Genomic DNA, 14,716 nt, shown 5'->3' on the forward strand with positions numbered 1-14,716 from the left:
CCTCACCCCAGCCCTCTCCCCGTAAGAACGGGGAGAGGGAGCGGAGCGATCACGCTGGCAGCAGCAGCTGCGCGCGGCGCTCCATCTCGGCGTCGAGCCAGGTTGCGAGATCCTCGCTGACCGCGACCATTGGCAGCCGCACCTCGGGGCTGTCGATCAGCCCCTGCCGCCACAGCCAGTGCTTGGCCGGCGCGGGGCTCGGTTCGGCGAACAGCAGCCTCGTCAGGCCGACGACGCTCTGCCAGGCGGCCAGCGCCGCGTCGCGCTGGCCCTGCTGCAGCAGCGTGCGGATCGCAGCGAAGGTGTTTGTTTCCAGATGTGCGGACAGCAGGATCGCGCCGTCGGCGCCGTCCGAGAGCGCATCGAAGGTTTGCGCGTCCTCGCCGGTCAGCACGCGAAAGCCGGCCGGCCGGCGGTTGAGGAAGTCGATCGACTGCGCGCGGTCGGCGCAGCAATCCTTCATGCCGGCGATGTTCGGATGGTCCGCGAGCGCCAGCAGCGTCTCGTTGGTCAGGTTCACCGCCGTGCGATAGGGAATGTTGTAAAGCACGATCGGCCACGACGCGTGATCAGCGAGCGCGTTGAAGTGCTGCACGAGCCCGCGCTGCGAGGGCCTGATGTAATAGGGGCTGGCGATCAGATAGCCGTTGATCGGCCAGTCGGCCGTATCATCCAGCGCTTCCTTCATCCGGGCGGTCGAGGCGCCGGAGAGCCCGAGACAGACCGGCAAATGGCGGGAGCTGGCACTGAGCTCGTCGAGCACGACGCTCACCAGCCCCTCCAGTTCGTCCACGCTGAGCGCCATGCCCTCGCCGGAGGTTGCGCCGAGAATGAACCCGTCGACGGGGCCATCGGCGTAGTGCCGTACGAGACGCCGCAGCGACGTGACGTCGAGCTCGCCGTTACGGAATGGCGTGATCAAAGGCAGCCAGAGGCCCTGCAATTGCTGATGTAGATCGGTCATGTTCCATCTCCTTAAGAAGGCAAAGCCGGAGACGGGACCAACAAAAAACCCCGTCCAGGCGGCGGGGTTTCGGGATCGGTCTGAATGCGAAGGTGATCTTATCGCGCGCGATCTCGTGTCCCCGGGAGGGGAGCTTTTTTCGACGACAGAACGGCGCACGAAGTCGTGATCATGGGATAATGATGCTGCGCTGCGAGGTTGTTGTCAATGCACATGCTGACCGGCGCGTGCGGCGCGTTTTGCGCATGCCATGGAGGTGAAAAGGCACGGCGATGAAAAAAAGCCGGGCTCGAGTGAGCCCGGCTTAAGGTATTGGCCACGTGAGGCCGACACAATCACCTTCCAAGAGGGATTACTGAACTTCCGCGCCACTGGAGGAGGGGGACATATGCGCGACGCGAACGCTCAGCGTGTAAGCACTATGATCCCCATCGACGGCTTGCAGCAACTATCCAGGTCGCATGTCAGTCATGCGGAGACCGGGGGCAGCACGGATATCCCTATAAAGCAGCCCTATAAGGGCGGCTTAATCACGACGGCCAGCGCTGCGCCTTGCTGACCACGAAGTCGCGGAACACCTGCACCCGGGCCACCGTCTTCAGCTCTTCCGGATAGACGAAGTAGGTGTCGAGCGCGATCGAGTCGGACTCGCCGAACAGCTGCACGAGGTTGTTCTGTTCGACCAGATAGTCCGGCAGCGCGGCGATGCCGAGGCCCTGCTGGCAGGCGCGCACGAGGCCGAGGATGTTGTTGACCTTGAAGTAGGGCTCGCGCGGACCGGAGCCGTTGCGGCCGGCATCGATCAGCCAGCTGCGGTTCTGCAGATGCGCCGGCACCTGCGAGTCGCCGAGCATGATGATGCGGTGCGAGTCGAGATCATCGAGCGTGCGCGGCGTGCCGAAGCGCTTGATGTATTCCGGCGAGCAGTAGGCATGGAAGCCGATCGAGAACAGCTTGCGCTGGATCAGGTCCGGCTGGGTCGGCTTGCGGGTGCGGATCGCGACGTCGGCCTCGCGCATCGAGAGGTCGAGATCCTCGTCGGTGACGATCAGCGAAATCCGGATGTCGGGATAGAGCGCGGTGAACTCGTCGAGCCGCGGGATCAGCCAGTTGATGCCGAGCGCCGGGGGCGTCGTGATCTTGAGGTCGCCGCTCGGCCGCTCGCGGCTGTCGGTGAGCTTTGCGCGGGCCGCCTGCAGCTGCATGAACACGTCATGCGCGGTGCGGAACAGGAGGTCGCCCTGCTCGGTGAGGATCAGGCCGCGGGCGTGGCGGTGAAACAACGACACCGAGAGCTCCTGCTCCAGCGCGCTGACCTGGCGGGAGACTGCCGATTGCGACAGGCCAAGCTGTTCGCCGGCATGCGTGAAGCTGCCCGCCTCCGCCGCTGCGTGAAAGACCTTCAGCTTGTCCCAATCCATATCCGTAAATCCGTCGCGAGATCGTGCCATGATTATTCCGCCGCTGCGCGATCGCTCGCGCGAAGAGCCAGGAAGCGTTCCGCCTCGAGCGCAGCCATGCAGCCGAGGCCGGCGGCGGTGACCGCCTGCCGGAAGGTTTCATCCGCCACGTCGCCCGCGGCGAACAGGCCGGGCATCGAGGTCGCGGTGGAGTTCGGCGCAACCTCGACGTAGCCCGACGGTTTCAGCTTGATCTGGCCTTTGACGAGCTCCGTCGCCGGCGCATGGCCGATCGCGATGAAGACGCCGTCGGTTTTGAGGTTCGTGAGCGCGCCGGTCTTGACGTTCTTCAGCCGCACATGGGTGACCTTGTTCGGGTTCTCCGATCCGCAGATTTCGTCGATCGCCGAATCCCACACCACCTTGATCTTGGGATTCTTGAACAGCCGCTCCTGCAGGATGCGCTCGGCGCGGAAATGATCGCGGCGATGCACGATGGTGACCTGGGAGGCGTGATTGGTCAGGTACAGCGCTTCCTCGACGGCGGTGTTGCCGCCCCCGACCACCACGACGTCCTTGCCGCGGTAGAAGAAGCCGTCGCAGGTCGCGCAGGCCGACACCCCGCCGCCCTGGAACTTTGCTTCCGAGGGCAGTCCGAGCCAGCGCGCCTGGGCGCCGGTGGCGAGGATCACGGTCTCGGCGAGATAGACGTCGCCGGAATCGCAGGTCAGGCGAAACGGGCGCTGGCCGAGTTCCAGCTTGTTGACGAGATCGGTGACGATCTTGGTGCCGACATGGGCCGCCTGCTTCTCCATCTGCTCCATCAGCCAGGGGCCCTGGATCACATCGGCGAAGCCGGGATAGTTCTCGACGTCGGTGGTGATGGTGAGTTGCCCGCCCGGCTGGATGCCCTGGATCAGCACCGGCTCGAGCATCGCGCGTGCCGCGTAGATCGCTGCGGTGTAACCGGCGGGGCCGGACCCGATGATGACGACCTTGGCGTGGACAGGCGCGGGCATTAGCTGATCCCTCTCTGCTGGGGACTTTGACGGGGACTTGTGTGGGAAGCACCCCGGAAGCAGGTCACGGCGGTGCTGAAAGTGTCAAATCCAAGTCTAAGATATCTGGGAAGCTATGCAAGATTTGCAATCCATGGCAGCGATTTTTCCCCGGAACTGAAGTCACATTCGCGAAATCGTGCGCTGCACGCGCAATAAAATTGCGCAATGCCAGCGGGCTGCGCTATGAGAGTTGCCGGCGGACCCGCCAAGCCTTCCAAACCCCTAGGGAACTGTAGTCGCGTGTCGAAGAACCTTGACGAGATCGACCTCAAAATCCTCGCCGAGATCCAGGCCGATGGCCGAATCACCAATGTGGAACTGGCCAAACGCGTCGGTATCTCGCCGCCGCCCTGCCTGCGCAGGGTCCGGGCGCTGGAGGAGGAAGGCTACATCCAGGGATACCGCGGCCTGCTCGATCCGCGCCGCCTCGGCTACGACGTCACGGTGTTCGCCTCGGTGCATCTGTCGAGCCAGGCTGACGCCGATCTCCGCGCCTTCGAGAATTTCGTGCGCGCCGAGCCGCTGGTGCGGGAATGCTGGATGCTGTCGGGCGAAGTCGACTTCATCCTCAAATGCGTCGCGCCCGACATGGCGACGTTCCAGGATTTCGTCACCCACCTGACGGCGGCGCCGCATGTGCGCAACGTCAGGACGTCACTGGTGCTGCACAATTCGAAATATGAGGCCGCGGTGCCGCTGGGATTGAAGGCGGTCGGCTAGAGCGCCGTGCGCGTCATTCCGGGGCGATGCGTTAGCATCGAGCCCGGAATCTCGAGATTCCGGGTCTGACGCTAACGCGCCATCCCGGAATGACGTCGTCAATGAGTGGGAAGCGCCTAGCGCTGCTACCTCTTCCCCATCGCAGCGTCGACGCTGATCGGACCCGGACCCGAGGTCGCGAGGTAGAGGCAGGCGAAGCAGAACGCGATCGCCAGACTGCCGTTATTGAGCAGCGGGTAGAACCCTTTTGGGAAATGGCCGATGAAGTAAGCGAAGGTCATTTCACCCGCCAGGATAAAGGCTACGATCCGCGAGAACAGGCCAATCATCAGGAGCCCGCCGAGCATCAATTCGAGGGCGCCGGCCGCGCCGATCAATGAGAACAGCTCGACCTTCTCGAACATTGTCCCGGGTGGGAATTTGAAAATTTTGGCAACGCCGAACTGAAACAGCAGCAGTCCGGTGATGAACCGGAACAGGCTGAGCGCCACCGGCTGGAGCTTGGAGAACATCTGGTCCATTGTCATTTACCCCCTGTTTGACACACTGGAACGTTGCAAGATGCAGAAACACACGGTGTCCGCCACCGGAGTGTGATGTCAACACCTTGCGCCTGGAATCATTCCTCGCGCGATGGCAGTTGCGAGAGAACGCGGCAGTGACACGGTGACGCGCAGCGATGCGTGTTGCGACGCAATCGTCAGCCCGAACTCCGTCCCCCGACATGATTATACTGCATAAACATGTCACGGCCTCACTGGCATGGCGTGCAGCGGCTCTCCATTCACATTGCTGTCAGACCGGGGAGAAACGCGGGGCATAAAAAAAGCCGCGTGCGGGACGCGGCTTTTCTGCACCAGTCACGTGAAGGTAACTACCGCCACTCGACCTTGGTGATCTCGTAGGCCTTGGCGCCGCCCGGCGCCATCACCTCGACGGTGGTCCCCTTCTTCTTGCCGATCAGCGCGCGCGCGAGCGGCGAGGTGATGGAGATGCGGCCCTTCTTGGCGTCGGCCTCGACTTCGCCGACGATCTGCCACACCGCCTTCTTCTCGGTGTCCTCATCGATCAGCGTCACGGTCGCGCCGAACTTGATGGTGTCGCCTGACAGTTTCGAAATGTCGATGATGTCGGCGCGCGCGAGCTTGTCCTCGAGCTCGGCGATGCGGCCCTCGTTGTGCGACTGCTCTTCCTTGGCGGCGTGATACTCGGCGTTCTCCGAGAGGTCGCCGTGCGAGCGCGCCTCCGCGATGTGTTCGATGATGCGCGGACGATCCACCGATTGGCGATGCTTCAACTCGTCCGTCAGCGCGGCGTATCCGCCCGCGGTCATCGGAACCTTATCCATCATCTTCGTCCTTCATCGCGCGCGCCCGGCGGCCGTGCACGAATATCCAGTTCAGCTAACGCAGGAATCAGGGCGCCAACGCGCCCGGAAGCCCAGTGATATTCGGCCCCGCTAAGGGCCGTGACAACATCCAATCGCGCGGTGAGTTCCAGCCATTCGGCTAATTGACCGCTTCGGGCCTTCAGCCCGGGCAGCGGTCAGCTTTCGGAAAAGTAACTCTGAAGCGTGCGGACCTCAAGGTCCCCGGCCCGATAGGCCCGGATTCCCCGTGCGGCCGCCACCGCGCCCGAAAGAGTGGTGTAATATGGCACTTTATGCAAGAGGGCAGCCCGCCGCAGCGAGCGGCTGTCGGCCAGCGCCTGCGGACCTTCGGTGGTATTGAAGACCAGCTGGACGTCGCCATTGGTGATGGCGTCGACGATGTGCGGACGGCCTTCGAGCACCTTGTTCACCTTTTCCGTCGGCACGCCGTTGTCGCTGAGGTAGCGCTGCGTGCCCGAGGTTGCCATCACCTTGAAGCCGAGCGAGTGCAACAGCCGCACCGCATCCGCGATGCGCATCTTGTCGTCGCCGCGCACCGAGACGAACACCGTGCCCTGCCGCGGCACGCGCGTGCCGCCGCCGAGCTGGCTCTTCGCGAACGCGACCTCGAAGGAGCGGTCGATGCCCATCACTTCGCCGGTCGAACGCATCTCCGGTCCGAGCACAGTATCGACGCCGGGGAAACGCGCGAACGGGAATACCGATTCCTTCACGCCGACATGGCCGAGCTTCTTCTTCTTCAGCTTGAAGTCGGCGAGCTTTTCGCCGGCCATGATCCGCGCCGCGATCTTGGCGACCGGCGTGCCGATCACCTTGGCGACGAACGGCACGGTGCGGGATGCGCGCGGGTTGACCTCGAGCACGTAGATCTCGCCGTCCTTGATGGCGTATTGCACGTTCATCAGGCCGACCACGTCGAGCCCGAGCGCGAGCTCGCGGGTCTGCCGCTCCAGCTCCTCGATGGTCTTGGCGTCGAGCGAATGCGGCGGCAGCGAGCAGGCGGAGTCGCCGGAATGGATGCCGGCTTCCTCGATGTGCTCCATGATGCCGACGATGAAGGTGTCCTTGCCGTCGCAGAGGCAGTCGACGTCGACTTCGGTTGCGTCGGACAGATAGCGGTCGAACAGCAGCGGGTTCTTGCCGAGCACGGTGTTGATTTGCCCGGTCTTGTCGTTCGGGTAGCGCGCCTTGATGTCGGCGGGCACCAGCTCGGGCAGCGTTCCCAGCAGGTAGTCGTTGAGCTGGTTCTCCTCGCGGATGATCTGCATCGCGCGGCCGCCGAGCACGTAGGACGGACGCACCACCAGCGGCAGGTCGAGATCGGCGGCGACGAGGCGGGCCTGCTCGACCGAATAGGCGATGCCGTTCTTCGGCTGCTTGAGACGCAGCTTGTCGAGCACGCGCTTGAAGCGGTCGCGGTCCTCGGCGAGGTCGATCGCGTCGGGCGAGGTGCCGAGGATCGGCACTTCGGCGGCTTCGAGCGCGCGGGCAAGCTTCAGCGGGGTCTGGCCGCCGAACTGCACGATCACGCCGTGCAGCGTGCCGTACTTGCGCTCGGTCGCGATGATCTCGAGCACGTCCTCGGCGGTCAGCGGCTCGAAATACAGCCGGTCGGCGGTGTCGTAGTCGGTCGACACCGTTTCCGGGTTGCAGTTGACCATGATGGTCTCGTAACCGGCGTCCTCGAGCGCGAAGCAGGCGTGGCAGCAGCAATAGTCGAACTCGATGCCCTGGCCGATGCGGTTCGGGCCGCCGCCGAGGATGATCACCTTCTTGCGGTCCGACGGCGCGCTCTCGTCGGCAAATTCGCCGGCGAACGGCCGCTCATAGGTCGAATACATGTAGGCGGTCGGTGAAGCGAACTCCGCCGCGCAGGTGTCGATGCGCTTGAATACCGGGCGCACCCCGAGCGCGTGGCGCTTGGCGGTGACGTCGGCCTCGGTGGTCTCCGTGAGCACGGCGAGCCGTGCGTCGGAGAAGCCCATCGCCTTCAGCATCCGCATGGCGAACGCATTGGTCGGCAGGCCGCTGCTGCGGATCTTGCCTTCCATCTCGACGATGGCGCGCAGCTCCGCGAGGAACCAGGGATCGATCTTGCAGGAATTGAAGATATCCTCGTTGGACCAGCCGAGCCGCATCGCCTGCGCGACCTGCAGCAGGCGGTTCGGCGTCGGCGTGCCGAGCGCCGCGCGGATCGCGTTCTTGTCGTCGCTGCGGCCGAGGCCCTCGATGTCGATCTCGTCGAGGCCGGTCAGCCCGGTCTCGAGCCCGCGCAGGGCCTTCTGCAGGCTCTCCTGGAAAGTGCGACCGATCGCCATCACCTCGCCGACCGACTTCATCGAGGTGGTCAGCGTGGAGGAGGCGCCGGGGAATTTCTCGAACGCAAAGCGCGGAATCTTGGTGACGACGTAGTCAATCGTCGGCTCGAACGAGGCCGGCGTCGCGCCGCCGGTGATGTCGTTGGCGATCTCGTCGAGCGTGTAGCCGATCGCAAGCTTGGCGGCGACCTTGGCGATCGGAAAGCCGGTGGCCTTGGAGGCCAGCGCCGACGAGCGCGACACGCGGGGATTCATCTCGATCACGACCATGCGGCCGTCGTCCGGATTGATGCCGAACTGCACGTTGGAGCCGCCGGTCTCGACGCCGATCTCGCGCAGCACCGCAATCGATGCGTCGCGCATGATCTGGTATTCCTTGTCGGTGAGCGTCAGTGCCGGCGCCACCGTGATCGAATCGCCGGTGTGCACGCCCATCGGATCGACGTTCTCGATTGAGCAGATGATGATGCAATTGTCCTTCTTGTCGCGCACCACCTCCATCTCGAACTCTTTCCAGCCGAGGACGGATTCCTCGATCAGCACCTCGTTGGTCGGCGAGGCATCGAGGCCGCGCTCGATGATGTCGAGATATTCTTCCTTGTTGTAGGCGATGCCGCCGCCGGTGCCGCCGAGCGTGAAGGAGGGGCGGATGATCGCGGGCAGGCCGATGTCGGACAGCGCCATCAGCGCTTCGGCCAAGGCCTGCTGCTGGTAGCGCTTGCGCCGCTCGTTCTCGCCACCTTCCCACTGCCGTTCGAAGGCTTCGAGCTCGGGGCCGGACAGCTTGGCCTGATCGGCGAGGTATTTGTCGCGGTCGGACTTCTTCAGCGCCGACGCATTGGCGAGCCGCGACCTCGGCGTCTGCAGCCCGATCTTCTCCATGGCGTCGCGGAACAACTGGCGGTCTTCGGCCTTGTCGATGGCGTCGGCGGTGGCGCCGATCATCTCGACGTCGAACTTCTCCAGCGTACCCTGCTTGCGCAGCGACAGCGCGCAGTTCAGCGCGGTCTGGCCGCCCATGGTCGGCAGCAGCGCGAAGCCGCCGGGCACGACGTGGCGTTCCTTTTCGATGATCTTGGCGACGATTTCGGGCGTGATCGGCTCGATATAGGTCGCATCCGCCAGCTCCGGGTCGGTCATGATCGTCGCCGGGTTGGAATTGACCAGGACGATCCGATAGCCCTCTTCCTTGAGCGTCTTGCAGGCCTGCGTGCCGGAATAGTCGAACTCGCAGGCTTGGCCGATCACGATGGGACCGGCGCCGATGATCAGGATGGTGGAGATGTCGGTTCTTTTGGGCATCAGCTCTCGCGGACTGGAATTTAGGCACAAAAAAAGGGCGCGCTTCCCGCGCGTCCCTCGAGCCATGCGCTACATGTTGTAGCACTGGAAGCGCGATCCCTCGCGCGCGGGTGGTCTTTAGACCAGTTTCCGTACCCGCGAAACCCCCAAAAACGCGCAATCAACCGCGATTCTGGGGGAAAATCCGCATTCGGCGTATGCCCGGTTGGGGGGTGAGGGATTGGGAGGGGCTACCGGCCCGGCTTCGCCCTGCGGGCTACGCCGCGGCAGCCTTCGCTACGAGAAGGCCTGCCGAGCCGAAGCTGCGTCAGCAGCGAAGGCTGGAGGCCCGGCCTGGATTTGAACCAGGATAAACAGTGTTGCACCACTGCCGCGTCGAAGCTTCCGCCACCGGGCCGAGTGGATCATTGCTGATTATTTCAGAGGCCGCCACGTTTACTGGTGGGTAACGTTAATAGCTGGCGCAACCCAGGATCAGTGGTGCGCCACGAACGTCATCCGCCACGGATTGTGCCCGATGTTGCGCGGCGCGCGTCGGGCGCTGAACCCCGCGGCGCCGAGCTTGGCGATCATCTCGTCCTCGCGGTAGCGCTGCAGTCCGATCCGGGTGCGCAGCTGGCGGTAGTCGGACAGCGCGGTTGAAGCCAGCCCGACCAGCGCATCGCGCAGGAAACCGTGGGTCGCCGCGAAGCGCAGCAGGGCCGCGACGTCCCTCGCCATCCCGACTTCAGGCCGCAGGATATCGCCGAGCACGAACCGGCCCGAGGGCTTCAGCAGGCGGTGGATCACGTCGAACGCGGAATCGAGCTCCTGCGGCGTCATGTATTGCGCCACCGAGTTCATCACCACGAGGTCGATCGAGTCCGCGTCCATGTGCTTCAGGTCATCGAGCGAGCGGACACGGATGCGGGTGTCGGGCGCAAAGCGCGCGACCAGACGGCCGCGTACGCCGGGCGCCGGCTCCGCCAGATAGAGCTGGGCGCAGGCATTGGCGACCTTCGCCGCCGACAGCGCCTCGCCGCAGGCATAGTCGAGCACCACGGCATCCGGCGAAGCGATGTAGCCGATGATGTCGTTTGCGATGATCTGGAAATGCAGGTCACGGTGCAGTCGGCTCGCATAGATCGTATGCGTGGAATCGTAATAATCGATCCATTCATCCATCGCGTTTGGTATCCGGCAGAACGGGTTCCTGGCCTCAGGAACGGGTGGGCTGATGATGCGTTAGCGGTCCGGCGGCCAATGTTCAATGCGCCGAAATACGGGTTCCTAACAGGAAGGTCCAACGTGAGCAAAGCCAAGACTGACAAGATCTCGCCCGATCTCGACACGCCGAGCGACCTGCCGCAGGCTGCGGTGGACACGATCTCGGCCTCGCTCAACACGCTTCTGGCCGACGCCTTCGCGCTCTATTTGAAAACCAAGAATTTCCATTGGCACGTCAGCGGCCGGCATTTCCATGATTACCATTTGTTGCTGGACGAGCAGTCGGAGGCGATCTTCGCGACCACCGACCAGCTCGCCGAGCGGGTGCGCAAGCTTGGCGGCGCGACGCTGAAGTCGATCGGCGATATCGCCAAGCATCAGACCATCAAGGACAATGACGACGATTATGTGCCGCCGCGCGAAATGCTGCGCGAGTTGATGGAAGACAACAAGCACATGGCGGCTGCGATGCGCAAGGCGCACAAGCTGGCTGACGACCAGGAGGACTCCGGCACCGCAGGCCTGCTCGAAACCTTCATCGACGAAACCGAGCGCCGCACCTGGTTCCTGTTCGAGGCCAGCCGCCAGGAAGGCAGCAACGCGGCGTAAGCTGCGTTGCCGCACCCGCGAGGAAGCAATCCAGAGCTGCTTTGCTCCGGACTGCTTCGCGAAGCTTGCGGTCTGGCCCCCCGGCTGCGGTCAGTGCGGTTGAAGCCTACTGAGCTGACAGACCCACCGCTGTCTCCAATCGCACGATCGGCGGAGGATTCCACTTTCCGGTCAGCGCCTCCGATTTCGGACCGTAAAGGCGCATGGTCAGGTTGAAAGCGCCCTTCGGCGCCGGGAGCCAGTTGGCTTGTTTGTCCGCGCCCGGACTTTCGTTCTGGAAGTAGAGATCGAGCGAGCCGTCCGGGTTGTATTTGAACGGCATCCAGCTGGACACAGCGAAGCGGTTCAGCACGTTGCCGACCTGGAATCCTTCCTGGTCGTAAAGCGTGATCGACCAGAAGGCATTGACCGGCGGGGCCGCGCCCTTCTCAAAGGTGATCGTATACTTGTTGGCGCCGTCGAGCGGTTTGCCGGTATTGTCGGCGAGATTGAGCGGATAAATCGCGTCCTCCGGCAGGTTGGCGCCAAGCCCGAGCTGCGCGACGATCGCACGCTTCAAATAGTAGTTGCCGTAAACGCCCATCGTGTCGGTGTTCATCGACCAGCCGTTCGCAACGCGCGCCAGCGTCGGCACCTTCCATGCCATCAGCTTCTGCCCGTCCTGCGGCGCCGTCTCCAGCGCCCGTTGCAGGACCGGGTCCACCTTGCTGATTTCGAAGCTCTTGCCGGGCTCGATGCCGATCCTCTTCATCTGCGCGATGATTGGTTCATCGGTGATGTGCGGCGGGTGAAGCTTGAGCAGCTCGGCGGCCTGCGCGAAGTAGACGCCGGCCGACATCGTGTCGACCTGCACCTTGGGCGCCGTCTTCATGTCGACGCTGGGATCGATCCTGACCTCGGTCGGCTTCTGAGTCTTGCCGAACTCGGAAAGAGGCGTGACCTTGTAGCCGGCCTGTATCTTGTGGACCGCATCGTAGTCCGGCGGGCCGTCCGTCTTGGTGCGGCCAATGACCCAGACGTAAGGCGTCGGCGCGTCGATGCGCTGGGTATCCTTCGGAAGCTTGAACTCCTCCGCAAACCTGTCGCGCAGATCAGGCCGCCATCCCGGAGCCGTCACCAGAAAGGTCCCCGCTTTGGTGCCCGTGGTGCGCCAGCCGGGCGAGGCGAACACATCCGACCACATGTCCAGCATCGGCAGCAAATAGAAGCGTCCATCGGTATCGGGAACGGAGACGACAACCGGCTCCTTGGTCATGTCCAGCCATGAAACGGAATAGAGCGTATCGAAGTTGGACCGCACCACGCCCTTGAAATTCGCCGGTGGGTATTCGGGCACGTTGACGAAGGTATTCATCGGGCCCTTGAAGTTATCCTTGCCGGGCTCGACGTTGGTGAACTGCTTTCGCGTGATGTCCATCGTCAGGAGCGGGTAGAAGTAAATATAGGCGTCCACCGCGATCGCGTGTGCCTCCTGCTCGTTGATTGCCGGCGCCGTCTGGGCCAGCGCTGCAGGCGCGGTAGCCGCGCCAATGCAGAGCGACAATGTCAGCGTCAGAATTCCTCGAAACATGTCGAATTCTCCTCTCCTGATCTCTGTTGCGGTTGCTTGTGGGAAGCGCGGAGCATCTGATGCCGTCAGGTGATGTGTATGACCTCCATTGCTCCTGCAAAAAGAGCAGCAGCGGACGCGGAAGCTCTGTCACTCCCGCAGATGAATCGCGCGCTTTAAGGTGTCATTGGCGGCATAAATCGCCGCAGCGATGCTGACTTAAATCAAGGAGCTTGGAAATGTGAAGCCGGCAGGCTTGATTGAAATGGCCTGCAATTCCGATGATCGATTCAGGTTGCCTGTATCCGGTCACCTCTCGCGAGGGGGCAGGGCAAGAGCAACCCGTTCGACCATCCTAGATCTTATCGCTTCCACAGCCGCACCAGCGGCCCGTCCTTGCCTATCACCGGATCGGTCGCGGGGGTCGCAACCTGTGGGATCGTCTTCAGCGCCTTGGCGTGGTTCTCCGGCGTCAGCCGCTGCAGATCCATCGGCGGGCCCGGCGGATAGGCGCCGATGACGCAGAAATCGTCGCTCGCCGACAGGCATTGATGCCCGGTGCCGGCCGGCAGGATCGCAACGTCGCCGGCCGCGATCTCGATTGCTCGCCCGCGCTCGCCGCCAAACTGCACGCGCGCGCGGCCGCGCGCGACGCCCAGCACCTCGTGCACGGTGGCGTGGTAATGCGCGAAGTCGTAGACGCCGTTGCGCCACATCGCGCCCCAGCCGTTCTCGCCGAACAGCTGCTCGATGGTGGCCTCAGGATTCTTGCTGACGTCGACGGCGGCCTTGTAGACCAGGAACGGCATCGGATTGTTCGGCACCAGGCCGTCGTCCCGGAAGACGATGGTCTGGGGTTCGATATCGGTACGGACGACCGACATGGTGGCTCTCCAGCGCTGCGAGGTGGTCTCCAGACCATCAAACCGTCGGTCCGCAAACCGTTCCAGCTAGATTTTGAACTTCAACACGTCTTCCCTGAACCTGAGCCCGTGCCCGGGCCGCTCCGGCGCGGTGATCATGCCGTTGGCGATTTCGGGCGGGTCGACCCAGAGATCGTCGATCAGCGCCATGTTCTCGCACCAGATCCCGTTCGGAATCGAAGCCAAGAGGTGCACATTGAGTTCGGGAAACAGATGCGGCGCGATCGTGATGCCGAACGTGTCCGCAAGCGCCGCGATCTTGCGCAGGTCGGTCATGCCGCCGCGCATCGGGTCGGGTTGCAGGATCGGCAGGCAGGGATTGAGAAAGAACGGCCGCAGATCGTAGCGCGTGAAATGCGTCTCGCCGCCGACGACGCGCATGTCCAGCGCCGCCGCGATCCGCTGATAGCCGGCGAAATCATCGGCCGGCACCGGCTCCTCAAGCCAGTAGATATCGTACTTCTCGAACTTGCGTCCCATCTCGATCGCGACATCGGCGCTCCAGCCCATGTTGACGTCGATCATGATGTCGATGTCGGGCCCGAGCGCCTCGCGCATGCGGCGCACATTGTCGAGGTCCTGCGCCGGCGTGTGGACGTGCGCGACCTGCATCTTGATCGCCTTGTAGCCCTGCTTCACGAAATGCAGCGCCTTCTCGATCATCCCGTCGCCGCCGGCGCCCCGGAAGCAGCCGGAACCATAGATCGGGATTTCCGAGCGATAGTGCCCCCACAGCCGGTGCAGCGGCAGGCCGGCCCGTTTCCCGACCGCGTCCCACAGCGCGATGTCGAGCGCCGACATGGCCATCGCGGCGATGCCGCCGCGGCCATAGGTCATCGTCGCCGTCCACAGATCGCGCCAGATCGCCTCGATCGCGGTGGCGTCCTTGCCGATGACGCGCGGGATGATGCATTCCTCGAGACAGGCCGCGATCGACTTCATCGCCGGCTTGAACACGAACAGATAGCCCATGCCGGTAACGCCGCCGGACGTTTCGACGTCGCAGATCAGAATGTCGCGCGTCGCGCCGAGCGCCGCGCCTTTCAGCCAGGGATCGTCGGCCCAGGGCAGCCGCAGCATCGTCACGCGGATGTCGCGGATGGTCATGTCTGAATGGGCTGAAATCATCGGCGTTTCCTTTCCAGGCCGGATCATGTTTGCCTGATCTCGGACAGCGAAACTCAATCACAGAGCGCAGGCCGCGATCCAGCGCGCTTCGTCATGGCTCCAATGCGCCAAGATCTGGCGCCAAGATCTGGCGCCAAGACGCGATT

General features: G+C 63.5%; 12 protein-coding genes and 1 tRNA gene. 2 read left to right on the top strand and 11 right to left on the bottom strand.

Annotation, left to right across the window (positions count from 1 at the left end; translation table 11 throughout):
* Positions 1-49: 49 nt before the first annotated feature.
* From ACVMB1_RS40685 to trxB, 3 genes are all read right to left on the bottom strand, one after another.
* A complete protein-coding gene (locus ACVMB1_RS40685; RefSeq protein WP_076827990.1) occupies positions 50-964 on the bottom strand; it encodes a 4-hydroxy-tetrahydrodipicolinate synthase family protein in 915 nt (304 codons plus the stop codon).
* 530 nt (positions 965-1,494) lie between these two features.
* A complete protein-coding gene (locus ACVMB1_RS40690) occupies positions 1,495-2,415 on the bottom strand; it encodes a LysR family transcriptional regulator (protein WP_026192264.1) in 921 nt (306 codons plus the stop codon).
* Between the two features lie 2 nt (positions 2,416-2,417).
* Positions 2,418-3,383: a thioredoxin-disulfide reductase gene (gene trxB, locus ACVMB1_RS40695; RefSeq protein ID WP_057017037.1), complete on the bottom strand. Its 966-nt coding sequence runs from the start codon at positions 3,381-3,383 to the stop codon at positions 2,418-2,420.
* Between the two features lie 282 nt (positions 3,384-3,665).
* Between trxB and ACVMB1_RS40700 the strand changes: the two genes are divergently transcribed.
* A complete protein-coding gene (locus ACVMB1_RS40700; RefSeq protein WP_016845095.1) occupies positions 3,666-4,145 on the top strand; it encodes an Lrp/AsnC family transcriptional regulator in 480 nt (159 codons plus the stop codon).
* Positions 4,146-4,270: 125 nt separating this feature from the next.
* Here ACVMB1_RS40700 and ACVMB1_RS40705 read toward each other — a convergent pair whose 3' ends face one another.
* The 5 genes from ACVMB1_RS40705 to ACVMB1_RS40725 all read right to left on the bottom strand — a co-directional run bounded on the left by ACVMB1_RS40705 (position 4,271) and on the right by ACVMB1_RS40725 (position 10,319).
* A complete protein-coding gene (locus tag ACVMB1_RS40705; RefSeq protein WP_456849747.1) occupies positions 4,271-4,666 on the bottom strand; it encodes a DoxX family protein in 396 nt (131 codons plus the stop codon).
* Positions 4,667-5,019: 353 nt separating this feature from the next.
* On the bottom strand, positions 5,020-5,493 hold the full coding sequence (gene greA / locus ACVMB1_RS40710; protein WP_018269816.1) for a transcription elongation factor GreA: 474 nt from the start codon (positions 5,491-5,493) through the stop codon (positions 5,020-5,022).
* A 197-nt stretch (positions 5,494-5,690) separates the two neighbouring features.
* Positions 5,691-9,155: a carbamoyl-phosphate synthase large subunit gene (carB, locus tag ACVMB1_RS40715; protein WP_076827988.1), complete on the bottom strand. Its 3,465-nt coding sequence runs from the start codon at positions 9,153-9,155 to the stop codon at positions 5,691-5,693.
* Positions 9,156-9,476: 321 nt separating this feature from the next.
* Positions 9,477-9,552 (bottom strand) — tRNA-OTHER (locus ACVMB1_RS40720).
* A 77-nt stretch (positions 9,553-9,629) separates the two neighbouring features.
* Positions 9,630-10,319 carry a class I SAM-dependent methyltransferase gene (locus tag ACVMB1_RS40725; RefSeq protein ID WP_057017034.1) on the bottom strand — a complete coding sequence of 230 codons (690 nt, stop codon included), beginning with the start codon at positions 10,317-10,319 and terminating at the stop codon, positions 9,630-9,632.
* A 123-nt stretch (positions 10,320-10,442) separates the two neighbouring features.
* Between ACVMB1_RS40725 and ACVMB1_RS40730 the strand changes: the two genes are divergently transcribed.
* On the top strand, positions 10,443-10,970 hold the full coding sequence (locus tag ACVMB1_RS40730; RefSeq protein ID WP_057017033.1) for a Dps family protein: 528 nt from the start codon (positions 10,443-10,445) through the stop codon (positions 10,968-10,970).
* A 106-nt stretch (positions 10,971-11,076) separates the two neighbouring features.
* On the opposite strand, the gene ACVMB1_RS40735 is transcribed toward ACVMB1_RS40730, so the two are convergent.
* The 3 genes from ACVMB1_RS40735 to ACVMB1_RS40745 form a co-directional block, all read right to left on the bottom strand.
* Positions 11,077-12,540 (bottom strand): DUF1254 domain-containing protein, encoded by a 1,464-nt coding sequence (locus ACVMB1_RS40735; protein WP_076827986.1) that lies wholly within the window; start codon positions 12,538-12,540, stop codon positions 11,077-11,079.
* Positions 12,541-12,881: 341 nt separating this feature from the next.
* On the bottom strand, positions 12,882-13,403 hold the full coding sequence (locus tag ACVMB1_RS40740) for a cupin domain-containing protein (RefSeq protein WP_076827984.1): 522 nt from the start codon (positions 13,401-13,403) through the stop codon (positions 12,882-12,884).
* 66 nt (positions 13,404-13,469) lie between these two features.
* Positions 13,470-14,570, bottom strand: a complete 1,101-nt coding sequence (locus ACVMB1_RS40745; RefSeq protein ID WP_158074194.1) for a mandelate racemase/muconate lactonizing enzyme family protein — start codon at positions 14,568-14,570, stop codon at positions 13,470-13,472.
* Positions 14,571-14,716 lie beyond the last annotated feature (146 nt).

This window comes from Bradyrhizobium sp. USDA 4504, from assembly GCF_054063995.1.

Bases quoted from the DNA above. Each gene is read 5' to 3' on its own strand.
- carB (WP_076827988.1), bottom strand. From the start codon at position 9,155: ATGCCCAAAAGAACCGACATCTCCACCATCCTGATCATCGGCGCCGGT.
- ACVMB1_RS40705 (WP_456849747.1), bottom strand. From the start codon at position 4,666: ATGGACCAGATGTTCTCCAAGCTCCAGCCGGTGGCGCTCAGCCTGTTC.
- ACVMB1_RS40745 (WP_158074194.1), bottom strand. From the start codon at position 14,570: ATGATTTCAGCCCATTCAGACATGACCATCCGCGACATCCGCGTGACG.
- ACVMB1_RS40735 (WP_076827986.1), bottom strand. From the start codon at position 12,540: ATGTTTCGAGGAATTCTGACGCTGACATTGTCGCTCTGCATTGGCGCG.
- ACVMB1_RS40690 (WP_026192264.1), bottom strand. From the start codon at position 2,415: ATGGCACGATCTCGCGACGGATTTACGGATATGGATTGGGACAAGCTG.
- ACVMB1_RS40725 (WP_057017034.1), bottom strand. From the start codon at position 10,319: ATGGATGAATGGATCGATTATTACGATTCCACGCATACGATCTATGCG.
- ACVMB1_RS40685 (WP_076827990.1), bottom strand. From the start codon at position 964: ATGACCGATCTACATCAGCAATTGCAGGGCCTCTGGCTGCCTTTGATC.
- greA (WP_018269816.1), bottom strand. From the start codon at position 5,493: ATGGATAAGGTTCCGATGACCGCGGGCGGATACGCCGCGCTGACGGAC.
- ACVMB1_RS40740 (WP_076827984.1), bottom strand. From the start codon at position 13,403: ATGTCGGTCGTCCGTACCGATATCGAACCCCAGACCATCGTCTTCCGG.
- trxB (WP_057017037.1), bottom strand. From the start codon at position 3,383: ATGCCCGCGCCTGTCCACGCCAAGGTCGTCATCATCGGGTCCGGCCCC.